Origin of the sequence: Tenacibaculum caenipelagi, from assembly GCF_004363005.1 — a bacterium.
Classification (GTDB): domain Bacteria; phylum Bacteroidota; class Bacteroidia; order Flavobacteriales; family Flavobacteriaceae; genus Polaribacter; species Polaribacter caenipelagi.
Genome location: NZ_SNYH01000004.1, coordinates 270,948 through 291,735 on the forward strand (window position 1 = coordinate 270,948; position 20,788 = coordinate 291,735).

24 protein-coding genes are annotated in these 20,788 nt (G+C 30.5%); 12 read left to right on the forward strand and 12 right to left on the reverse strand.

Features of this window, described 5'->3' with window-relative positions:
* The first annotated feature begins 9 nt into the window (after positions 1 to 9).
* Genes DFQ07_RS10085 through DFQ07_RS10100 form a run of 4 tightly spaced genes read left to right on the forward strand, consistent with a single transcriptional unit; the run spans position 10 to position 3,119 of the window.
* Positions 10 to 825, forward strand: coding sequence for an ion transporter (locus DFQ07_RS10085; protein WP_394346864.1), 816 nt, complete (start codon positions 10 to 12; stop codon positions 823 to 825).
* Entirely contained in the window at positions 826 to 1,734 is a 909-nt protein-coding gene (gene miaA, locus DFQ07_RS10090; protein WP_133536425.1) for a tRNA (adenosine(37)-N6)-dimethylallyltransferase MiaA, read from the forward strand. It abuts the gene before it with no gap.
* Positions 1,735 to 1,792: 58 nt separating this feature from the next.
* Positions 1,793 to 2,296 (forward strand): OmpH family outer membrane protein, encoded by a 504-nt coding sequence (locus DFQ07_RS10095; protein WP_133536426.1) that lies wholly within the window; start codon positions 1,793 to 1,795, stop codon positions 2,294 to 2,296.
* Positions 2,297 to 2,303: 7 nt separating this feature from the next.
* On the forward strand, positions 2,304 to 3,119 hold the full coding sequence (locus DFQ07_RS10100) for a DUF1853 family protein (protein ID WP_133536427.1): 816 nt from the start codon (positions 2,304 to 2,306) through the stop codon (positions 3,117 to 3,119).
* On the opposite strand, the gene DFQ07_RS10105 is transcribed toward DFQ07_RS10100, so the two are convergent.
* From DFQ07_RS10105 to DFQ07_RS10120, 4 genes are all read right to left on the reverse strand, one after another.
* On the reverse strand, positions 3,094 to 4,017 hold the full coding sequence (locus DFQ07_RS10105) for an EamA family transporter (RefSeq protein WP_133536429.1): 924 nt from the start codon (positions 4,015 to 4,017) through the stop codon (positions 3,094 to 3,096). The genes DFQ07_RS10100 and DFQ07_RS10105 overlap by 26 nt on opposite strands.
* 116 nt (positions 4,018 to 4,133) lie before the next feature.
* Positions 4,134 to 4,808, reverse strand: a complete 675-nt coding sequence (locus DFQ07_RS10110) for a type 1 glutamine amidotransferase domain-containing protein (RefSeq protein ID WP_133536431.1) — start codon at positions 4,806 to 4,808, stop codon at positions 4,134 to 4,136.
* Positions 4,809 to 4,886: 78 nt separating this feature from the next.
* Positions 4,887 to 5,456 (reverse strand): Crp/Fnr family transcriptional regulator, encoded by a 570-nt coding sequence (locus DFQ07_RS10115; protein WP_133536433.1) that lies wholly within the window; start codon positions 5,454 to 5,456, stop codon positions 4,887 to 4,889.
* 9 nt (positions 5,457 to 5,465) lie between these two features.
* The gene (locus DFQ07_RS10120) at positions 5,466 to 6,620 is read right to left on the reverse strand and encodes a class I SAM-dependent methyltransferase (RefSeq protein ID WP_133536435.1); all 1,155 of its coding nucleotides are present in this window, start codon (positions 6,618 to 6,620) and stop codon (positions 5,466 to 5,468) included.
* 96 nt (positions 6,621 to 6,716) lie between these two features.
* Between DFQ07_RS10120 and DFQ07_RS10125 the strand changes: the two genes are divergently transcribed.
* The 8 genes from DFQ07_RS10125 (at position 6,717) to DFQ07_RS10160 (ending at position 12,629) form a co-directional block, all read left to right on the forward strand.
* Positions 6,717 to 8,138, forward strand: a complete 1,422-nt coding sequence (locus DFQ07_RS10125) for an amidohydrolase family protein (protein WP_133536437.1) — start codon at positions 6,717 to 6,719, stop codon at positions 8,136 to 8,138.
* Positions 8,139 to 8,290: 152 nt separating this feature from the next.
* Complete coding sequence (locus tag DFQ07_RS10130) at positions 8,291 to 8,734, forward strand: DinB family protein (protein ID WP_133536439.1); 444 nt, start codon at positions 8,291 to 8,293, stop codon at positions 8,732 to 8,734.
* Between the two features lie 10 nt (positions 8,735 to 8,744).
* The gene (locus DFQ07_RS10135) at positions 8,745 to 9,161 is read left to right on the forward strand and encodes a VOC family protein (protein WP_133536441.1); all 417 of its coding nucleotides are present in this window, start codon (positions 8,745 to 8,747) and stop codon (positions 9,159 to 9,161) included.
* Positions 9,162 to 9,180: 19 nt separating this feature from the next.
* Positions 9,181 to 9,627 carry a GNAT family N-acetyltransferase gene (locus DFQ07_RS10140; protein WP_133536444.1) on the forward strand — a complete coding sequence of 149 codons (447 nt, stop codon included), beginning with the start codon at positions 9,181 to 9,183 and terminating at the stop codon, positions 9,625 to 9,627.
* A gap of 31 nt (positions 9,628 to 9,658) precedes the next feature.
* Positions 9,659 to 10,114, forward strand: coding sequence for a GNAT family N-acetyltransferase (locus DFQ07_RS10145; protein WP_133536446.1), 456 nt, complete (start codon positions 9,659 to 9,661; stop codon positions 10,112 to 10,114).
* A 7-nt stretch (positions 10,115 to 10,121) separates the two neighbouring features.
* The gene (locus DFQ07_RS10150; RefSeq protein ID WP_133536448.1) at positions 10,122 to 10,412 is read left to right on the forward strand and encodes a YciI family protein; all 291 of its coding nucleotides are present in this window, start codon (positions 10,122 to 10,124) and stop codon (positions 10,410 to 10,412) included.
* Between the two features lie 131 nt (positions 10,413 to 10,543).
* Positions 10,544 to 11,749: a cytochrome-c peroxidase gene (locus DFQ07_RS10155; protein ID WP_133536450.1), complete on the forward strand. Its 1,206-nt coding sequence runs from the start codon at positions 10,544 to 10,546 to the stop codon at positions 11,747 to 11,749.
* 13 nt (positions 11,750 to 11,762) lie between these two features.
* Positions 11,763 to 12,629, forward strand: a complete 867-nt coding sequence (locus DFQ07_RS10160; RefSeq protein ID WP_166627764.1) for an endonuclease/exonuclease/phosphatase family protein — start codon at positions 11,763 to 11,765, stop codon at positions 12,627 to 12,629.
* Between the two features lie 92 nt (positions 12,630 to 12,721).
* Here DFQ07_RS10160 and DFQ07_RS10165 read toward each other — a convergent pair whose 3' ends face one another.
* The 8 genes from DFQ07_RS10165 to hisC form a co-directional block, all read right to left on the reverse strand.
* Complete coding sequence (locus DFQ07_RS10165) at positions 12,722 to 14,455, reverse strand: PAS domain-containing hybrid sensor histidine kinase/response regulator (RefSeq protein ID WP_133536454.1); 1,734 nt, start codon at positions 14,453 to 14,455, stop codon at positions 12,722 to 12,724.
* Positions 14,449 to 15,576: an FIST signal transduction protein gene (locus DFQ07_RS10170; protein WP_133536456.1), complete on the reverse strand. Its 1,128-nt coding sequence runs from the start codon at positions 15,574 to 15,576 to the stop codon at positions 14,449 to 14,451. The genes DFQ07_RS10165 and DFQ07_RS10170 overlap by 7 nt, the downstream gene beginning before the upstream one ends.
* Positions 15,577 to 15,806: 230 nt before the next feature.
* Positions 15,807 to 16,391, reverse strand: coding sequence for a bifunctional phosphoribosyl-AMP cyclohydrolase/phosphoribosyl-ATP diphosphatase HisIE (hisIE, locus tag DFQ07_RS10175; protein ID WP_133536466.1), 585 nt, complete (start codon positions 16,389 to 16,391; stop codon positions 15,807 to 15,809).
* Entirely contained in the window at positions 16,388 to 17,140 is a 753-nt protein-coding gene (gene hisF, locus DFQ07_RS10180; protein ID WP_133536468.1) for an imidazole glycerol phosphate synthase subunit HisF, read from the reverse strand. Before hisF ends, hisIE begins: the two co-directional genes overlap by 4 nt.
* 13 nt (positions 17,141 to 17,153) lie before the next feature.
* A complete protein-coding gene (gene hisA / locus DFQ07_RS10185) occupies positions 17,154 to 17,870 on the reverse strand; it encodes a 1-(5-phosphoribosyl)-5-[(5-phosphoribosylamino)methylideneamino]imidazole-4-carboxamide isomerase (RefSeq protein ID WP_133536470.1) in 717 nt (238 codons plus the stop codon).
* Between the two features lie 19 nt (positions 17,871 to 17,889).
* Entirely contained in the window at positions 17,890 to 18,471 is a 582-nt protein-coding gene (gene hisH, locus DFQ07_RS10190; protein WP_133536472.1) for an imidazole glycerol phosphate synthase subunit HisH, read from the reverse strand.
* 82 nt (positions 18,472 to 18,553) lie between these two features.
* A complete protein-coding gene (hisB, locus tag DFQ07_RS10195) occupies positions 18,554 to 19,687 on the reverse strand; it encodes a bifunctional histidinol-phosphatase/imidazoleglycerol-phosphate dehydratase HisB (RefSeq protein ID WP_133536474.1) in 1,134 nt (377 codons plus the stop codon).
* An 11-nt stretch (positions 19,688 to 19,698) separates the two neighbouring features.
* The gene (hisC, locus tag DFQ07_RS10200) at positions 19,699 to 20,763 is read right to left on the reverse strand and encodes a histidinol-phosphate transaminase (protein ID WP_133536476.1); all 1,065 of its coding nucleotides are present in this window, start codon (positions 20,761 to 20,763) and stop codon (positions 19,699 to 19,701) included.
* Between the last annotated feature and the right edge of the window lie 25 nt (positions 20,764 to 20,788).

Consider the following 20,788-nt stretch of genomic DNA (forward strand, 5'->3'; position numbering starts at 1 on the left):
CTCATTCTTTTGGGTACAAAATCACAAAATTGGAAAGATAAACTGCATGAAGTAATTTACGAAGCAGATACGTCGGCTGGCAAATTATTTGACATCATATTATTATTTGCAATTTTAGCAAGTATAGTATTAGTAATGCTTGAAAGTGTTGAAAGTTTTGACACAAAATATCATATGTTTATATATGTGTCGGAATGGGTAATTACGATACTTTTTTCAATAGAATATATACTCAGAATTATTTCAATTAGTAAGCCTACGAAATACATTTTTAGCTTTTACGGTATTATCGATTTTCTATCGACAATTCCTATGTATTTAACCTTCTTTTTTGTAGGGGCACATAGTAGTCTTATTGCCTTGAGAGCTCTGCGCTTGCTTAGAATATTTAGAATTCTTAAAGTTTCAAGATATATTGGAGAGTCAAATCAGTTGATAAAAGCATTAAAAGCAAGCAGAGCTAAAATTGGAGTATTTCTTTATTTTGTATTGATTATTTGTATCATTTTAGGTTCTGTAATGTATTTTATTGAAGGTGCAGAAAATGGTTTTACCAGTATTCCTAGAAGTATTTATTGGTCTATTGTAACTCTTACTACTGTTGGATATGGTGATATTGCTCCTCAAACGCCTTTAGGGCAATTTATAGCAAGTATTACGGTAATTATTGGTTATGCCATTATTGCTATTCCGACAGGGATAGTAAGTTCAGAAATGACAAGAAAAAAAGTAGATCTCAATACACAATCTTGTCCTAATTGTTCATACGAAGGGCATAAAGATGACGCAGAATTTTGCTATCATTGCGGCACAAAACTTAATTAAATGTCACAAGAAAATACGTTAATTACTATTGTTGGAGCTACAGCTATTGGAAAAACGGCGTTAAGCATTAAACTAGCCCAACATTTTAACTGTGATATCATTTCATGTGATTCTCGTCAATTCTATAAAGAAATGGCTATAGGAACGGCTGTTCCTGATACTAATGAATTGGCTGCTGCACCACATCATTTTATTCAAAATCGTAGCATTTTTGAGGATTATTCTGTTGGTCAGTTTGAAAAAGACGCTTTGGCAAAATTAGAGGAATTATTTACTAAAAATCCCATTCAAATTATGGTTGGGGGTAGTGGATTGTACGTAGATGCCGTATTAAAAGGGTTGGATGATTTTCCTGATGTAGATTCACAGATAAGAATTGATTTAACCTCAGAACTTGAAAATAAAGGTATAGAACATCTTCAACAACAATTAAAAGAATTAGATGAAGAAACCTACAATACCATTGCTATTGACAATCCACATCGACTAATTCGTGCGTTGGAAATTTGTATTGGAACAGGAAAAACGTATGCCTCTTTTAAAAACAAGCCAAAAATGCCACGTAATTTTCAGTCTATAAAAATAGGATTAAAAGCAGATAGAGAAATTATGTACGATCGTATCAATCGTCGTGTTGATATTATGATTGAAAACGGTTTAATTGAAGAAGCTCAACAATTACATCAGTATAAAGAGTTAAATGCATTACAAACGGTAGGCTATAGAGAATTGTTTGAATATTTTGATAGAAGTTTTACTAAAGAATTTGCCATAGAAGAAATTAAAAAGAATTCTAGAAGGTTTGCCAAACGACAAGGTACTTGGTTTCGTAAAGATTCAGAAATCATTTGGTTTGATTTTCAAGAAGATGTAAAAAACATCATTACAACTATTGAAAATAAACTTTAACGAATTTTAAGGTTTGTACATGAACCACTTTTTTATATTTGTCAAAAAACAGAAATATATGAAACTAAAAATCACTTTTATACTAGCTTTATTTTTTATCGGATTTACCAGTGCGCAAACTAAAGTTGGTACTGTAAATAGCGAATTGATTATTGGTAAAATGCCACAAATGAAGGGAGTTTTACAAAGAGTAGAAAACTATGGGAAACAATTAGATTCAAGTTTTCAAGTAAAAGCTACAGAGTATAAAGAAAAAGTGAATTCTTTTAAAGCTGAAGAAAAGTTAATGACGGATGATGACAAAAAAGCTCGAATTCAAGAATTAAGAACACTTGAACAAGAAATGGGAAAGTTTCGTCAAAATGGAACAGCTATGATGCAATTACAAAAAGAGCAAAATATGCGCCCATTATATAAAAAATTAAGCGAAGTGATTGCTGAAGTTGCAAAAGCTAATGGATATACTCAAATTTTAACCACTACAGGAAACGAATTTGGATATATTGATGAGCGCTTTGATATTACTCAATTAGTGTTAGATAAACTAGGAATTAAAGAGTAACTCTTTTATGTACCACAAACAAAAAGACTTACAATTACAATACGAAGGATTTTCACAAACACCTTTTCTATGGTATGGAAAAGGTGTTTTTAATTTAGAACAATTTGCCATTTCACCTACACTTATAAGTTCTTTTAATGAAGATATCACGCAAAAATTACGTTTGGGTAAATTGGTAGAAAGATTTGTTTCTTTTGAATTACAGCACGATAATGACATAACTATTCTTGCTGAAAATATTCAAATTCAACAAGAAAAACTCACATTGGGAGAGTTAGATTGTATATTAAAACAAAACACACATCTTATTCACCTAGAAATTATTTATAAATTTTATTTGTACGATGCTTCAGTAGGAAATTCGGAAATAGATCATTGGATAGGACCTAATCGACGAGATTCTTTTATTCAAAAATTAAACAAATTACAAGAAAAACAATTACCACTACTCTACTCTAGTCAATGCAAAAAGCATTTAGACCAATTAGGGTTAGATGTTTCTGAAATAGTCCAAAAAGTATATTTTAAAGCTCAATTGTTTGTTCCTCTACAAGATATAAATAAAGAGTTTCCTTTAGTAAATAACGAGTGTATTTATGGTTTTTATATCTACTCGAAAGAGTTATCGCGATTTTCAGATTGTAAATTCTATATTCCTAATAAACATAACTGGTTGGTAACCCCATACCCTAAAGTTGATTGGTTAAACTTTAATGCATTTCAAAACAAGCTTCAGCAATTTTTAGATGAAGAAAATGCACCGCTATGCTGGCTCAAAAAGCCTAACGGTGAATTACTTAAATTTTTTGTGGTTTGGTGGTAACCTTTAATTTTGAGACTCTTTTTCTTGAAGTAATAAAATATACTCCAGATAGCAAAACTATAGAAGCAACAATAGATTGAGCTGTTAAGGTTTCATCTAAAAAATACCATCCTAAAAATAATGCTACAACAGGATTAACATAGGCTGATGTAGATACTTTTTCGGCAGATACCACTTTCAATAAATAATTAAAAGCAGTAAAAGCTACAATACTTCCAAAGGCAATTAATAAAACCATCGAACCTTGAGCTTTCAGTGACCAGTTTATAGGAGAAGACCATGTTTCATTTAATAAAAACGAACCAGCAAAAAGAAAACTCCCTGCAATAAGCATTTGATATCCTGTACTTACAAAAAAGTTTTTAGGAAGTTTAGCTTTTGCTACAAATACACTACCATAACTCCAACTTAAAATACATGAAAAAATCATAAAAATACCTATGAGCATATCTTTTGAAGTAGTAATCTCATTTTGACTTACCAATAAATACATTCCTATAACTCCTAAAACAACCCCAACAATTGATTTCTTTTGCATTTTTTTTCCATCAATCAACCGTAAGAGTAATAATACAAATAAAGGCTGTGTCGCGGCTAATAAAGCACCAAAACCACTATCAACATATTTCAATGCCCAAACGAACATTCCATTACCATATACCAAAAACAGAAATCCCGCAATAGCAGAATTTAATAATTGTTTTTTAGTTATTTTAATGGGAACTTTTAAAAACTTTGCAATTAGTATAATTAATGCTCCTGATATTGAAAAACGGATAGCAGCTAACAATAATGGTGAAACCTCTGTAACAACAATTTTATTTAACAAATAAGTTGATCCCCAAATAATATAGATTGCAATAAAAGCAGTTATAATGAGCGGTTTTGATTCTTTCATTTCATCGTGTTCTAATGAGCTAAAAATACAATAAAACCTTTTGCATGTTCTTGAAAAAAACAAAAAAATCGTTTAATAATATTATTAAACGATTTTTTAAATTTATTATTAGGCAATTATAATTTTGCTAATAATTTTTCTGCTACTAATTCTGATGATGCTGGATTTTGTCCTGTAATTAAATTACCATCTTCAATCACATATTCTTGCCAATCTTCTGCTTTGCTATAAATTCCTCCCTTATTTTTCAGCTCATCTTCCACTAAAAATGGCACAATTGAAGTTAATTGTACTGCATCTTCTTCTGTATTAGAAAAACCAGTTACTTTTTTACCTTTAACTAAAGATTCTCCTTTTAATTTAGCATCTTTTAGTACTATCGGTGCATGACATACAGCTCCTACTGGTTTATTATTAGAGTAAAAAGACTCAATTAAAGCTATAGAATCTTTATTTTCAGCTAAATCCCATAAAGGTCCATGTCCACCAGGATAAAAAATAGCATCATAATCAGCTTCTTTAACATCGCTTAGCTTTGTAGTGTTTGCTAAGATGGTTTGAAGTTCTTTATCTTCATTAAAACGAAGTGTCGCTGGTGTTTGAAAATCTGGTTCGTTACTTTTTGGGTCAATTGGTGGCTGTCCTCCTTTTGGCGATGCTAAAACAACTTCCACTCCTTTATCTTTTAAAAAATAATAAGGTGCTGCAAATTCTTCTATCCAAAATCCTGTTTTTTCTCCTGTATCTCCTAGTTCTTCATGACTAGTAAGTACAAATATTACTTTTTTCATATTATTTCTGTTTTTTAAGTTACTTCAAAATTAGTGTATGAAAATTGCAAAAAAATTGATGTATGGTAATAAAGAACTTTATAAGGTTTCTTTTCGTATTCTGCTTAAACTTTCTGTTGTTATTCCTAAGTAAGATGCTAAATGATAATTTTTAATTTGCTGCTCTATGTTTGGATAAGTTTGCAAAAATAGATGATACCTCTCTTTAGCAGACAATACTAAGTTATTTAAAATCCTTTTTTGAAATCGGACAGTTGAACGTTCTAACTTTTTTCTAAAAAAATGCTCTATTTTAGGTACTTTTTCATAGATGTTATCCAAATCATTTTTAGCTACTTTTAGCACAATAGCATCTGTAATGCATTCAATGGTTAGTACAGATTCAGATTCAGAAAAATAACCTATATAATCACTAATCCACCAATCGTGAATTGCAAACTGTATGGTATGCTCTTTTCCTTTAGCATCCATAAAGAACGTTCGTAAGCAACCTTTTACTACATAGTATTGATAATATACTTTTTCGTTAGTATGCAATATAGTATCCCCTTTTTTATAAGTTACTTCCGAAAAAATATTCTCAACCACTTTTAATTCTTCATCTTCTAACAGAAGATCTTTAAATACATTACTAACAGATGTACTCATTGCAAAATATTATAGTAGGCTTTCTAAATAATGTTGGTCTATTTGATAAGTATCTTTTAATTCTGAAATTTTAGTCTCAATACGTTCTGAGTCTACTTTTTTAGAAGATTTTGCACCAATTAGCATTACATTTTTACGTGTATGTTCATTGCTAATGAATTCAAATACTTTGGTGTTGTATTGGTGTTTTTCAAGAATTAAAGCACGAATGGTATCAGTTACCATTTCAAACTGACGCTCTTTAAAAATTCCATATTTTAATAAGGGACTCTCCTGTTCTTTTCCTTTTACTTGCTGACGAATTTGTTTATGACAACACGGAGCACAGATAATCAATTCTGCTTTAGAAACCAATCCTTTGTATATAGCATCATCTGTAGCAGTGTCACACGCGTGCAAAGCAATTAAAATATCAATTTTATCATTGTCATATTCCTGAATGGGTTGTGCTACAAACAATAAACCTTTAAAATCACATTTTTTTGCAATATCATTACAATAATTCACTAAGTTTTCTCGTAACTCAATACCTGTCACACTAGCAGTATATCCTTTTTGATTTACTAAATAATCGTACAAGGCAAAAGTTAAATATCCTTTTCCTGACCCCATATCTACAATATTGATATGATTAGGCAATTTAACCGATTGTATTTGGGCTTCAATAATTTCTAAATACTTGTTAATTTGACGGTATTTATCTGCCATTTTAGGAATTACCTTTCCTTCTTTATCTGTTACTCCTAAATGATATAAGTATTCGCTGTTTTCGGCTCTTTTTTCTTTAGGCTTATCGTGGGTTTCTGGTAATTTATTTTTAAAACTAGGTTGTGTAGTTTTATAACTTACTTTTTTCTTTTTAGAAATAAAAACCAACAAATCGTTTTCTAACGTAAACAATATTGCAGCCCTAAATTTTTCTGAAAGTAGATGAGTTAGTTCTTCAATACTTTCTTCAAATGAATAGTTTTTTGTCTGGTCATTTGTTTTATATCGATATAAAAATTGAAAACACACGTCTCCTTTTAATGTTATTTGACGAACGTATACATTCGACAAATCATCACTTTTACGAATGGGCTTACTTAAAGTTAATTTTACAAAATCATTTTTTTGTATGCTATTTTGAAACTCAGTAAACAGTTGATGCAAGGCTTCTTTCATAATACAAAAATAGGCAATCGATTATTAATATTTCCCTCATTTCTTATCATCTGTAACATTTTTTATACTAAAACGTCTACAAGAAAACTAAACTGCATGAAATATCTAAAAATTAGTAATTTACTATTATTGTTAGCAGTATCTTTTTTCTTATTTAACTGTACAAAAAGTAATAAAACTAAAAATGAAAAAGAAAGCAATACCTACGTTATAAAAAACGTCAATGTAATACCAATGACAGAAGATAATAATGTAATTGGAAATGCTACAGTGCTAATTCACAATAACAAAATAGAGTCTATAAATGATTCTATTCCTCCTGAGGCAACAATTATAGATGGAAAAGATAAGTGGCTTATTCCTGGACTAATTGATATGCATGTACATACGCTAAGCAATGGTAGCTTTTCTCAAGGACATGCAACTAGAGGTTCAACAGTAAATTTTAACACTCAGAATTTAATGACTCCATACATAGCCAATGGAGTGACTACTGTATTTGAGTTAAGTGGAAGACTTGGGCACTTTTCACAAAGAGATAAAATAATGGATAAAAGCGTTATTGGTCCTCGTATGGCAATTGCTGCTGTAATTGATGGTGAGGGCAATGAAATAAAAGCTACGACTCCTATAGAAGGACGACAATCGGTTAGAAACGCTAAAGGTTTAGGTTATAGGTTTATAAAGGTTTATACTTGGCTAAACGAAGAAACTTTTAAAGCTGTTATTGATGAAGCTGAGAAACAAAATATGAAAGTTGTTGGACACATTCCTACAGCTTTTGATGGGAAACCTGCTGAAAATTTATTTGTGCCACATTTCGGACTAATAGCGCATGCCGAAGAATTATCGAAACAGACTAATGATTTCAGTTATGAAAAAGCCCAAGAATTTGCTCGCTTAGCTAAAGAAAATAACACTTGGTTAATTCCGAATTTATCCAACATGGTCTGGATTTCAAAACAAGCTAAATCATCAGAAAGTATTCAAAACCTACAAAGTTTAAAGTATGTACATCCATTGATGCAGAGTAAGTGGTTAAACTCGAATCGTTTTTATGGAGCTTCTCCCAAATTAATTGAATTTTATGATAAACAAAAAGATTTTCATAAACAGATTGTTAAAGCTTTTAAAGAAGAAGGTGTGCCAATGCTTGCAGGAACAGATGCTGGTATTTCTGGAATTGTTTGGGGATTTTCTCTTCATGATGAATTAGAACTATTAGTAGAAGCAGGCTTAACACCTGAAGAGGCCTTAACTTCTGCAACTAGATTACCTGCTGAATGGTTAGAGATAGGTGATAAAATTGGAACTGTAGAAGTTGGAAAGTTTGCTGATTTAATTTTATTAGATAAAAATCCTTTAGAAAAAATTGGAAACACGCGTTCAGTTTCGGGAATTTTCGTCGATGGAAAATGGTTAAATAAAAATGTAATTAACTCTATGCTTCAAAAAGTAGAACAATGGAACAACGCTAATAAAGAAAAGTATCAGTGGAAAAACAGAAAGAATTTATAAATTTGAACTAAGTAAAAGTTCTATAAAAATTTATTACCAATATAAACCGAATTGATATCCTAATTTGATTGTCAATTCGGTTTGTACATTTATAATTAATAACATTTTAGGAAACTCTTATAAAATATAAAAACTAATCAAAAATTCGAAAAATGAAAGAAACCATAAATAAACTAAATCAATTGCTAAAATTTGGAACTGAGTATATTTCTACATTTTCAGAAGCTGAATTGACTCACAAATCCAACCCTAAAAAGTGGTCTAAAAAAGAAATTTTAGGACATTTAATAGATTCAGGGATTAATAACCTTCAAAGATTTACAGAAATTCAGTTTCAAAATAAGCCATACAGAATAAGAAAATACAATCAAGATGAATTGGTTAAGGCAAATGATTATCAAAATTCCGAAACTAAAGAAATTCTAGAGTTTTGGAAGTCGATTAATAATCGAATTCTTTATGTAATAAAGCAGCAGACCGAAGAAACGTTAGCTTTTAAAATAAAATTAGAAAAAGAAAATTTCTCCGACTTAAGGTTTTTAATGAACGATTATGTCGATCATATGGAACATCATTTGAATCAAATAAAGAGTTAATATTGTTAACATGAAACAATCTATAGTTCATATTGCCTTAGTTGTAAAAGATTATGATGAGGCCATTGAATTTTATACCGAAAAATTAAATTTTAATCTGATAGAAGACACCTATCAACCAGAACAAAACAAAAGATGGGTTGTTATAGCTCCACCCAACTCTACCGGAACAACAATTTTGTTGGCTAAAGCTTCAAAATCAGAGCAAGAAAAATTTATAGGAAATCAAACTGGTGGAAGAGTCTTTCTATTTTTAAATACTGATGATTTTTGGCGAGATTATAATGAAATGATCTCTAAAGGAGTCGAATTTGTTAGAGAACCTAAAAATGCAGATTATGGAACAGTTGCTGTGTTTAAAGATTTATATGGAAATTTGTGGGATTTATTGGAGTTAAACCCTGACCATCCAATTAGAAATAAATAATAACTTACTAGAATATCACATGAAAATTTTTGAAGAAAATAAAAATGAATTTCTTATTTCAACTGATAAGAATAAATTAGACATTTCTATGATTCATGATTTTTTAACAAATGAATCAGGCTGGAGTGATGGAATACCATTAGAAAGGGTAAAAAAGTCAATAGATAACTCGTTAAATTTTGGAATTTATACAGAAGGTAAGCAAATAGGATTTGCAAGAGTTATATCCGATTTTTCAACCATTGCTTATTTGGGTGATGTTTTTATTCAAAATGAATATAGAGGTTTTGGATTAAGTAAGTGGTTAATGGAAGTAATTACAGGGCATGAAGAATTACAAGGCTTAAGACGATGGATTCTATTAACAGACACTGCTGAATGGCTTTATGAAAAGTACGGATTCAACAAGCTCCCTAACCCAGAAGTTTATATGGAAAAGTTTAATCCTAATGTTTATGTAAACTAAAGGGAATAGATAATATTAAAAAAATAAAGAATTGATATACGAAGTAGATAAAATCGATAAAACAGAATACAAAGAAGTAGTAGATATTTGGGAAGCTTCTGTTAGGGCAACACATCACTTTTTAAAAGAAGAAGATATAGAATACTTTAAACCGCTAATTTTAAATCATTATTTAGATGCTGTTGATTTGAAATGTGTTAGGAATAGTAATAAAAACATTATCGGATTTCTTGGAGTAGCTAATCAAAACATAGAAATGCTATTTATTCATCCAAAATACCGAGGTAAAAAAATAGGAAAAACCTTATTAGATTATTCTACGGAAAACTTAAGTGCTACCAAAGTTGATGTGAATGAACAGAATGAGCAAGCAGTAGGATTTTACCAGTATTATGGGTTCGAAACAATAAGTCGTTCAGAATTAGATGCATCTGGTAAACCTTACCCAATACTACACATGGAATTGAAAAATAATTTAAAAAAATAGAATCAGAATGTTTATTATTAATCTAACATATAAAGTTCAACTAGAAAAAGTAGATAATTATTTAAACGAGCATATTGAGTTTTTAAATGAACAATATGAGCTAGGTCATTTTGTAGCTTCAGGACGTAAAGTACCGAGAACTGGAGGAGTAATTCTATCTAATGTTAACAGCAAACCTGAGTTAGAAGGAATTATTGAAAAAGATCCTTTTAAAATAAATAATCTAGCAGATTATGAGTTGATAGAATTTGTTCCAACTAAAACAAGCGAACAATTAAGTTTTTTATTGGAATCATAAGATAAAAATAAAAACTTATCACTTTTGATAATCAGCTAATTAAACCATTTTAATTAGCTGATTTTTTTAAAAATTAAACTTTTTTCCATGAGTGAAGTCTTAAAGCTATAACTATTTTAAGATCCTCATATATGAAATCAAGTGCTTTTTTGTGTTTATTTTTAATTACCTGTTTTTTTTCGTGTTCAAAGGAAGAAGCTGAATATACTCCTGTAGGTCAAAGTTCAGTTTTAAACTTACCAAAAGTTCCTTTCAATTATTCCAATCCAAATTTTCCTAATTCTTTTAATAGTTTCGTTATGGATGTATTAGATAATACACCAACTAACAACCCTACTACTGATGCTGGAGCTACATTGGGAAGAGTTTTATTTTATGATAAAAATATGTCTGCAAACAACACAGTTTCATGCGCTTCGTGTCATATCCAAAATAAAGGTTTTTCTGATGACAGAAAACTTAGTGTTGGTTTTGATGGAGGTTTAACAGGACGAAACTCTATGGGATTAGCGAATGCTCGTTTTGGAGAAAATGGAAAGTTTTTTTGGGATCATAGAGCAGCAACATTGGAAGAACAAGTATTGATGCCTATTCAAGACGAAATAGAAATGGGAATGAATTTAGATGATTTGATAGTTAAATTATCTGCTTTAGAATATTATCCAGCTCTATTTACTGAAGCTTTTGGTTCTTCTGAAATTACTTCAGATAAAATTTCTAAGGCACTTGCACAGTTTGTAAGGTCTATGGTTTCTTACCAAACGAAATATGACGAGGGATTAGCTCAAACAGGTAACTTATTTGATAATTTCCCTAATTTCACTGCTCAAGAAAATCTTGGAAAATCTATTTTCAATGGTTCTTTTAGAGCTGAACCAGGAGGTAACTGTGCCATTTGTCATATGAATAATGGAGCAATTCCAGTAAACCCTACTTCAAATCTTCAAAATTTAGCAATATTTACTATGGTTGCCTCTCCAAGAAATAATGGAATAGATCCAGATGGTAATGTAGCCGATACAGGAATTGGTGGTGCTACTGGCGCTATTAATGCTACAGGTGCATTTAAAGCTCCTTCTCTTCGTAATATAGAATTAACTGCTCCTTATATGCACGATGGAAGATTAGCAACTCTTGAAGATGTAGTTGAGCATTACAGTACTGGTGTATTAGGTCACCCACAATTATCAGCTCCTGCTTTAGTAGACGCAAATGGAAATCCTATTCATTTAAATTTATCGCAAATAGAAAAAGATGCATTAGTTGCTTTTCTTAAAACTTTAACCGATTATGAGTTTATTACAGATGAAAAGTATGCAAATCCTTTTAATGACTAATCAATTTATGTATATGAAATTTCAATCTGTATTAGGCTTAATAAAGAAATTTTCCTTTTTATTCTTTTTTATCATCATTTCTTGTTCTGTTAATAATTCTTCGGAATCAGATATTGAAAATGAAATTGAGGAAACTGAATTTAAAGTAATGTCCTATAATATTTCTGGAGGTACATTTTCTACCTATAAAGATTCAATTATATCGTTAATAAAGAAGAATGCCCCAGATATTTTAGGAGTACAAGAATTGAGTGGTTCTATTAAATCTGAGTTTTTATCTTTCTTAGGATCGAGCTATTCTATTATAGAAACGTTTCCTTCAAACGTGAATATTAACACTCACAATATTATATACAACAATCGATTATTCAATGTTACAAATTTTGGATATTTTGAAACTGAAACTTGTGGTCCAAGACGCTTTATAAATTGGACGTTGTTGAAAAGGAAAGACAATAATGAAGAATATTACATCTATAACAATCATCTGTGCAATTCAGATTTAGAGCTAAGAAAACAGCATTTAATTGATTTAGTAAATCTAATGGTTGAACATAAAGCTCAATTTGGAGGTGATTACAAAGCTATAATCACAGGTGATTTTAATTCAGGACTGGATACTGAGTTTATTCAATTTATACTAGGGAAAGAAAGTCTTACTATTGATCTTGATACTTATATAAATCCAGTAAATATAATTGATACTTGGAGAGAAATAAACCCAACAATTACAAAACCATCTCAAGGAGAAATTTCGGTAGATTGGATATTTTCTACTCCTAATATTGAAATTATAAGTTCATCAGTAGACATGACAGGAACAAATACTCAAAATGAATTTCCATCAGACCATTCTCCAGTTATTACAGTGTTTAAATAACTAATTACTTATTGCATATTTTAACAAAAAAACATCTAATTATAGATTTAAATATAGGAAGCTGAATAAGCATTACTTACAACAGACCAATTTTATTTTTTACAATATTCTCTACTATAAGATTTCAATAAGAGATATAATTTTTCTGGGTTAAAAGGTTTACTCATAAAACCATTCATTTTATGGAGCTTTGTTTTCCTTTTTATATCAGTTTGCGCAAATGCTGTAAGTGCTATAATTGGAATATTCGCTTTCTGCTTATTAGGTAAGGCTCTAATAATTTTAGTTGTTTCATACCCGTTAAGTTCTGGCATCTGCAAATCCATTAAAATTAGGTCAAAATCAAAATCTTTATAAATAGCTAATACCTCTTTTCCGCTTTCAGCAATTTTATATTTCACATTCCATTTTAAAAAGAATCGCTTTAAAATAAGCGTATTTAATTTATTGTCTTCTGCAACCAATACATTGATAGTTATAGGTTCATAGTCTGGTTGCATTTTAATCATTTCTGGTTCAAAAACATTAAGCCTATTGCTAATTTTATATTCTATAACAAATGAAAAAGTAGATCCTTTTTTTAGTTGACTTTTAACTTTTAAATCGCTTCCCTGCAAATTCAGTAATTTTTTGCTAATAGATAATCCTAGACCAGTACCACCGTATTTTACAGATGTTTTAGAATTAGCTTGTATAAAACTTTCAAAAATTGATTCTTGCTCTTTTTTAGATATACCAATACCTGTATCTATTACTTTAAATTTAAGTTTAACTTTATTTTTCTTTATCCCTAAATTTTTAACACTTAAGGTTATACTTCCTGTTTCTGTAAACTTCAACGAATTACTTAATAAATTCTTTATTATTTGTGTCAACTTTAGTTTGTCTCCAATAATATTATTTGGGATATCGTTTTTTTGAATTAATTTAAACACCAACCCCTTCTCTTCAGATCTTAAAGTAAAATGGGTTTTAATGTTTTCTAAAAAATAATTTAGACTAAAATCGTCCTCTATAATTTTTACTTTTCCAGATTTTATTTTATCAAAATCCAATAAATCATTAATCAATCCTAACAAATGTTCTCCTGAATACTTTAATGCTTTGAGGTTTTCTATCTGTTCTGGCAAATGATCTTCCATCAATAAGATATTTGTTAAACCAGTAACTGCATTTAAAGGCGTTCTTATTTCATGGGACATTGTTGATAAAAATTCATCTTTTGACTTACTTGCTTTTTGTAGTTCAATTTCGGTTACTTTTAAATTAGTTATATCGGTTATGGTTCCTATAAAACCTGATGGCTCTCCTTCTCTATTGACAATTAGTTTGGATTTCAATTCAAACCACATCAATCCGCCATCTTTTTCATGCTTAAAAATTAATTTTATATGCTTTTTCTTTAAAGAGAACATGTTGTTAATTATTCTCTTTCCTTCAATACCATCTCTTTTAAGAAACTCTTTAAAATTTTTTCCAATAGATTCTTCTATTGATATTCCTGAATACTCTACCCAAGCACTATTTAAGAATGTAAAGTTACCTTTTAAATCAGTTTTAAAAATAACACCTGAAACATTATCTACTATATTTTCTAATTGGGTTTTGGTATGGTCTCTTTCAAGGGTTAATTTCTTGTTTGCAGCAAACAGTTCCTTTGAGTTTTGTTCAAGAATGTTCTCAATATGCTTTATATCTTTATCAAAGCTTTTATAAGCATCATTAACCATATTTATAAACTCAAAAAACCTTGGATTTTCTAAAAAATCCAGTCCAGCTTTTTTTAGCTGTCTGTTTAATAACCTATGATACTCATTTTTTACCATTCTGAAAGCGTTGTTATTGTCATGGTTTGATTATGAAGCTCACAAGGAGAGAACTCTCCAAATGGAGCTATTTCGCCATATGAATAAAAACCTGTTACACAAGGTTTTTCTCCTAAAACGTCACGTACTACTTCTACTTCCTCTTCAACTAATTGCTTTAATACTAACCTTCTACCAACACAACTTATTAGTATTGCTAATTCTGAACTATTTTTAAATTCTTTATTGGCTAATTTTGCTGAATCTCCAGCTCCGTCAATTAATCGATCTACATTGGCTTTCATCAAACGAACATAAACTCCTTCAGGAATATTACCCGCAAAGGTTAAACTTTGTGTTTCTTCATCTACAGCTAAAATTGTTCTTACTATGGGTTCTGAATTCTCATTTATTCTCATACTCAAAGGAAACAATAACCCCGAGCTTGGTAAGTTATCTGCTTGATCTCCCAAGAAGGATTTATACAGCTTTAAAGCTGGTAAGCCATCTAATTCAAAAAGTTGATTTTTAGAAGATTTTGTGACCTGTCTTTCTAAACCAAAGCTATCCCAACCACCTTTAGAACTGAAACCAATTTTTAAACCTTCTCCATAAAACCCTATAGCCACAATGGTCTTGTCTACGATCTTATCATCATTAATCACAAACGTTTTTGTAAATTCTGCTCCATCTGCAGCCAAGCCTCCAGTAATACTTATATTTGGCAATTTCAATTTTAAACCCGAAACCAGATCTGCTCCGTTGACATTTAAACCATCGCTCAAAATAAAGACATGTTTTAAATCCTTACTATAAAGCTTATCAGCCAGTTTTTGACCTGCTTTATAACTGTCTTCCATAGCTTTAATTTTGACAAACTCCTTTTTGTAGGTTATTTTTTCTAATTGAATTGCTGTAATTGATATAGTGCTATCTTTTACTGTAATATCTGATATTTCTCCAGCAGTAGAGCACCCCATTATACCTGCTTTAGGGTAGTTCTTATTTAGAAAGTTTACTACTTCTTTTTTGTTATGGTATTGAGGAGAAACAAAAAGAAGGAAAATATCTACATCTATATTTATTATAGAAAGCATTTCTTTCCAGTTATTCTCTGCTAAGGAAATTTGCTGGATTTTCATAACTAAGTAATTTTTAACAACTTAAATATAATGATATAAACGTATCTTCAACATATTTTACCGAATTATTTTAAAACTTCAACACCAAAAACATCATAAAAAAATAATTAACTAACTCGAATTGTATCGGAATGCCTGGTTTGTAGATAGAAGAAAATGACATATTTAGCTCTTCAGAAAACGTACAAAATAAAAACAGCTATATCTATGTTATAATTAGACACTTATTTTTAACTACGTCCTTTCAACACACTTTCTATATCTACTAAGGCAAAACCTTTGGCTTTTAGTAAAATTAAATAGTGATATAGTAAATCGGCTGCTTCGTTTTTAAATAACTCGTCATTATTGTCTTTCGCTTCAATAACTACTTCTACAGCCTCCTCTCCTACTTTTTGTGCTACTTTATTAATACCTCTTTTAAAAAGCTTATTAGTGTAAGAAGTTTCAACATCATTATCTATTCTATCAGAAATAATGCTTTCTAATTCATATAAAAAACCTTTAGAAGTTTCTTCGGCAAAACAAGAAGTTGTTCCTTTATGACAGGTTGGCCCCTCAGGAGTTGCCTTAATCAATAACGTATCGTTATCACAATCTATTTGAATGTCATTTACCCATAAAAAATTCCCTGACTCTTCTCCTTTTGTCCATAACCTATTTTTAGTTCTACTGAAGAACGTAACCTTACCTTCTTTTTGTGTTTTAGCTAATGCTTCTTCATTCATATAACCTAACATCAACACTTGTAAAGTAATATTATTTTGAATTACGACTGGAACTAGTCCGTTTCCTTTTGTAAAATCTATGTTCATCGTATAGGTATGTTTTGAGTTTTTAATTTGTTTTTTAGTGTAGGTATGGGGATTTCACCAAAGTGAAAAATACTAGCAGCTAATCCTGCACTGGCTTGGGTTTTGGTAAACACTTCTGTGAAGTGCTCTACTTTTCCAGCACCACCAGAAGCAATTACAGGAATATTTACAGATGAACTCACTGCTTTAGTTACTTCAATATCAAATCCGTTTTTTGTTCCGTCACTATTCATAGAAGTTAATAGAATTTCACCAGCACCTAATTTTTCAACTTCTTTAGCCCAATTCACAGTTTCAAGTGTGGTTTCAAAAGTTCCTCCTTTTGTAAACACTTTCCATTCTCCGTTTACATTTTTAGTATCAATGGCAACTACAACAAATTGACTTCCGAATCGATTTTTTAAATCAGTGATTAACTGTGGATTTTTTACTGCGGAAGAATTGATGCTTATCTTGTCTGCACCAGCTTGTATAAGTGCTACTGCATCTTCAACAGTACTAATGCCTCCACCAACTGTAAATGGAATATTGATTTCTTTGGCTATTTTTTCTACCAGTGTTACGAATGTTTTTCTATTTTCTAAGGTAGCAGTAATGTCTAAAAATACCAATTCGTCAGCTCCTTCTTTTACATACTGTTTGGCTAGCTCAACAGGATCTCCAGCATCTTTTATATCTACAAAGTTAACCCCTTTTACAGTTCTCCCATTTTTAATATCTAAACAAGGTATAATTCTCTTTTTTAACATGTCTTTGAACTTATTAGCTTACAAATTGTTGTAATTCTTTTAAACTGATATTCCCTTCGTAGATAGCTTTGCCTACAATGGTACCTTCGCAGCCTATTTCTTTTAACCGAAACAAATCATTGATATTAGAAACACCTCCACTTGCAATTAAGTTGATAGCTGTTTTACTTAAAATGTCTAAGTATAAATCTACAGAAGCTCCTTGCAACATCCCATCTTTGTCTACGTCAGTACATATACAGTTTGTTACCGATTTTAACTCGTATTGTTTGATAAAATCTACAACATTGAGTTCTGTAGTCTCTAACCAACCATGAGTAGCTATCTTTCTATCTTTACAATCGGCACCAAGGATAATTTTATTACGTCCATATTGAGTGATCCACTCCATAAAAACCTCAGGATTTTTAACTGCGATACTTCCTCCTGTTATTTGATTAGCTCCACTTTCAAATGCAATGCGTGCATCATCTTTTGATTTTAAACCACCTCCAAAATCGATTTTTAGATTGGTTTTAGTTGCTATTTGTTCTAATACTTTATGATTTATAATACGATTGGATTTTGCTCCATCTAAATCGACTAAATGCAAGTATTGTATTCCGTTTGCCTCAAATTCTTTCGCCACTTCTAAAGGGTTTTCATTGTATATTTTTTGTGTTGCATAGTCGCCTTTGGTCAACCGAACACACTTTCCTTCTATAATATCTATTGCTGGTATAATTCTCATTTTTTCAATCTTTTATTTACTATAGCTCCAAGAAGTTTTTCAATAATTGTTCTCCTACATCTGCTGATTTCTCTGGGTGAAATTGCATAGCGTAAAAATTATCTTTCTGTATAATTGAACTAAAAGGAACGATATAGTTGCAAATAGCCAAAGTATTATCATATGGTTCTGCATAATAACCATGAACATAATACACATCATCTTCTAGTTTTATGTTTTTTAATATTTCTGAAGATTTAAGTTCTGAAAAATTATTCCACCCAATGTGAGGTACTTTGTCCTTTGGAGGAAATTGCTTTGTCTGTGTATCAAAAATCTCTAAACAGACAGTATTCCCCTCTTCAGAGGATCTACACATCAATTGTAAGCCCAAACAAATTCCTAAAACAGGTTGTTTTAAAGAAACAATTAGTTCGTCTAATTTTCGCTCTTTTAAATATTCCATAGCAGAACTAGCTTCTCCTACTCCAGGAAATATTACTTTGCTAGCTGCCTTAATTTCATTTGGATTATCAGTAATAATACTTTCATACCCTAAACGATTTACTGCATTTTGTACCGATCGGATATTTCCTGCATTGTATTTTATAATAGCTATCATGTTTTTCAATTATCATTTAAATTATCAGTTACCTGTTATTCTCTTTAACCATTGTTTACCGATAATTGATTATTGTTCATTGTTATAAAACTCCTTTTGTTGATGGTAAAATCATCTTGTCAACATCTCTTTTTACCGCTACTTTTATGGCTTTAGCAAAAGCTTTAAAAATGGCTTCTATTTTGTGGTGTTCGTTTGTTCCTTCTGCTTTGATATTTAAATTACACTTAGCCCCATCGGTGAATGATTTAAAAAAATGAAAAAACATTTCTGTTGGCATTTTTCCTATCATTTCTCTTTTAAAATCGGCCTCCCAAACTAACCAGTTTCTTCCTCCAAAATCAATAGCTACTTGTGCTAAGCAATCATCCATAGGTAAACAAAATCCGTAACGCTCTATTCCTAATTTATTACCAAGAGCTTTGTTAAAAACTTCTCCTAAAGCAATGGCTGTATCTTCAATGGTGTGGTGTTCATCTACTTCTAAATCTCCACTTACCTTAATGTCTACATCCATTTGACCATGGCGTGCAATTTGATCTAACATATGATCGAAAAAGGCAATACCTGTGTCAATCGTACTTTTTCCTGTTCCGTCTAAATTTAAATCGATTTTAATTTGAGTTTCATTCGTGTTACGTTCAATAGTTACTGAACGTTCTTCTAATTTTAAAAACTCATAAATAACATTCCAATCATTACTTTCTAAGGCGATATATTCCTCTAATTCTGCTCTTTTTACTGTAATTTCATCAGAACCTAAATAAGTTTCGTCGTTAATGTAAATAGCTTTACTTCCTAGATTTTTTGCCAATTCAACATCGGTTAATCGATCTCCAATTACAAAGGAATTTTGTAAATCATATTCGTCAGAAAAATAGTTGGTTAACAATCCTGTATTGGGCTTTCTGGTAGGTTGATTGTCTTTAGCAAAAGTTCTATCAATAATTTCTTCAGCAAATGCAATTCCCTCATCTTTAAATGTCTTCATGACAAAATTGTGTACTGGCCAAAAGATATTTTCTGGATACACTTCCGTTCCCAGTCCATCTTGATTGGTTACTAAAACCAGTTCAAAATCTAGTTCTTTTGCTATTTTTCCTAAACCTTGAAAAACTTTTGGATAAAACTCTAATTTTTCAAAAGAATCTACTTGCTCATCTGTAGGCTCTTTGATTAGGGTTCCATCTCTATCTATAAATAATACTTTTTTCATTTTTTTTAATTTTAAAAAGAGCTCTCAACATTGCTCGAAGCAACATCTATAAATTGTAAAGCTCTTAACAACCTTTTATTCTCTATTTCACTACCTATAGTAATTCGTAAACAGTTGTTTACTAAGTTACTTCTATTTCTTGTGATAATCTTCTGATTTACAAGTTGGTTATATACTTCATTAGCATTTGACACTTCAATCAAAAGAAAGTTTGCTTCAGATGGGTATATTTTTTTCACGAGTTCAATTTCTTGTAATTGTTTCTCCAGTTTCTCCTTTTGATCTATAATGATGTTCTTTTCTATTTCAAACTGAGCCAAATTATTTAGTTTATTAAGTATTACTTCTTGATTTAAAGTGCTGATATTATAGGGAGGTTTTACTTTATTATATACTTCTATGATTTTTGAATCTGCATAGGCTACTCCTACTCTAACTCCTGCTAAACCCCAAGCTTTACTAAAGGTTTGACTGATGATTAGGTTTGGATAATTGCTTAGTAGTGATATATAAGATTCCTTCGTACTGAAATCAATATAGGCTTCATCAATAATTACAATTCCTTTAAATTTCCTAAGAATGTACTGTATAACTTTATCTTCAAAACAGTTACCTGTTGGATTGTTAGGTGAACAAATGAAGATTAACTTTAAGTTTTCATCACCTAAATACGTTTCTAGACTATTTATATCAATCTGAAAGTCTTCAGTTAAAGGTAATTCTATTAACGATACATCGTTAATAGCCGCAGAAACACTATACATTCCATATGAAGGAATAAAAGTTAACGCTTTATCTTTTCCTGGCTCACAAAAAATACGAAATGCTAAATCGATGATTTCATCACTTCCGTTTCCTATAAAAATCTGATTTTTATCAACACTCTTAATTTCTGATAATAGCTCTTTAATCTTTATTTGCTGTGGATCTGGATAACGATTTAAAGTCCCATATGGATTTTCGTTTGCATCCAAATACACTTCTGCCTCTCCTTTAAATTCATCCCTAGCAGAAGAATAAGCCTTTAGTTTCTGAATATTAGGACGTATAATCTTGTTTAAATTGAATTCATTCATCGTTAATTATTTTGAGGTTTTCTTA

Excerpts from the sequence above, each read along its gene's own strand:
- miaA (WP_133536425.1), top strand. The coding sequence starts at position 826 with ATGTCACAAGAAAATACGTTAATTACTATTGTTGGAGCTACAGCTATT.
- DFQ07_RS10095 (WP_133536426.1), top strand. The coding sequence starts at position 1,793 with ATGAAACTAAAAATCACTTTTATACTAGCTTTATTTTTTATCGGATTT.
- DFQ07_RS10100 (WP_133536427.1), top strand. The coding sequence starts at position 2,304 with ATGTACCACAAACAAAAAGACTTACAATTACAATACGAAGGATTTTCA.
- DFQ07_RS10105 (WP_133536429.1), bottom strand. The coding sequence starts at position 4,017 with ATGAAAGAATCAAAACCGCTCATTATAACTGCTTTTATTGCAATCTAT.
- DFQ07_RS10110 (WP_133536431.1), bottom strand. The coding sequence starts at position 4,808 with ATGAAAAAAGTAATATTTGTACTTACTAGTCATGAAGAACTAGGAGAT.
- DFQ07_RS10115 (WP_133536433.1), bottom strand. The coding sequence starts at position 5,456 with ATGAGTACATCTGTTAGTAATGTATTTAAAGATCTTCTGTTAGAAGAT.
- DFQ07_RS10120 (WP_133536435.1), bottom strand. The coding sequence starts at position 6,620 with ATGAAAGAAGCCTTGCATCAACTGTTTACTGAGTTTCAAAATAGCATA.
- DFQ07_RS10125 (WP_133536437.1), top strand. The coding sequence starts at position 6,717 with ATGAAATATCTAAAAATTAGTAATTTACTATTATTGTTAGCAGTATCT.
- DFQ07_RS10130 (WP_133536439.1), top strand. The coding sequence starts at position 8,291 with ATGAAAGAAACCATAAATAAACTAAATCAATTGCTAAAATTTGGAACT.
- DFQ07_RS10135 (WP_133536441.1), top strand. The coding sequence starts at position 8,745 with ATGAAACAATCTATAGTTCATATTGCCTTAGTTGTAAAAGATTATGAT.
- DFQ07_RS10140 (WP_133536444.1), top strand. The coding sequence starts at position 9,181 with ATGAAAATTTTTGAAGAAAATAAAAATGAATTTCTTATTTCAACTGAT.
- DFQ07_RS10150 (WP_133536448.1), top strand. The coding sequence starts at position 10,122 with ATGTTTATTATTAATCTAACATATAAAGTTCAACTAGAAAAAGTAGAT.
- DFQ07_RS10155 (WP_133536450.1), top strand. The coding sequence starts at position 10,544 with ATGAAATCAAGTGCTTTTTTGTGTTTATTTTTAATTACCTGTTTTTTT.
- DFQ07_RS10160 (WP_166627764.1), top strand. The coding sequence starts at position 11,763 with ATGAAATTTCAATCTGTATTAGGCTTAATAAAGAAATTTTCCTTTTTA.
- DFQ07_RS10165 (WP_133536454.1), bottom strand. The coding sequence starts at position 14,455 with ATGGTAAAAAATGAGTATCATAGGTTATTAAACAGACAGCTAAAAAAA.
- DFQ07_RS10170 (WP_133536456.1), bottom strand. The coding sequence starts at position 15,576 with ATGAAAATCCAGCAAATTTCCTTAGCAGAGAATAACTGGAAAGAAATG.
- hisIE (WP_133536466.1), bottom strand. The coding sequence starts at position 16,391 with ATGAACATAGATTTTACAAAAGGAAACGGACTAGTTCCAGTCGTAATT.
- hisF (WP_133536468.1), bottom strand. The coding sequence starts at position 17,140 with ATGTTAAAAAAGAGAATTATACCTTGTTTAGATATTAAAAATGGGAGA.
- hisA (WP_133536470.1), bottom strand. The coding sequence starts at position 17,870 with ATGAGAATTATACCAGCAATAGATATTATAGAAGGAAAGTGTGTTCGG.
- hisH (WP_133536472.1), bottom strand. The coding sequence starts at position 18,471 with ATGATAGCTATTATAAAATACAATGCAGGAAATATCCGATCGGTACAA.
- hisB (WP_133536474.1), bottom strand. The coding sequence starts at position 19,687 with ATGAAAAAAGTATTATTTATAGATAGAGATGGAACCCTAATCAAAGAG.
- hisC (WP_133536476.1), bottom strand. The coding sequence starts at position 20,763 with ATGAATGAATTCAATTTAAACAAGATTATACGTCCTAATATTCAGAAA.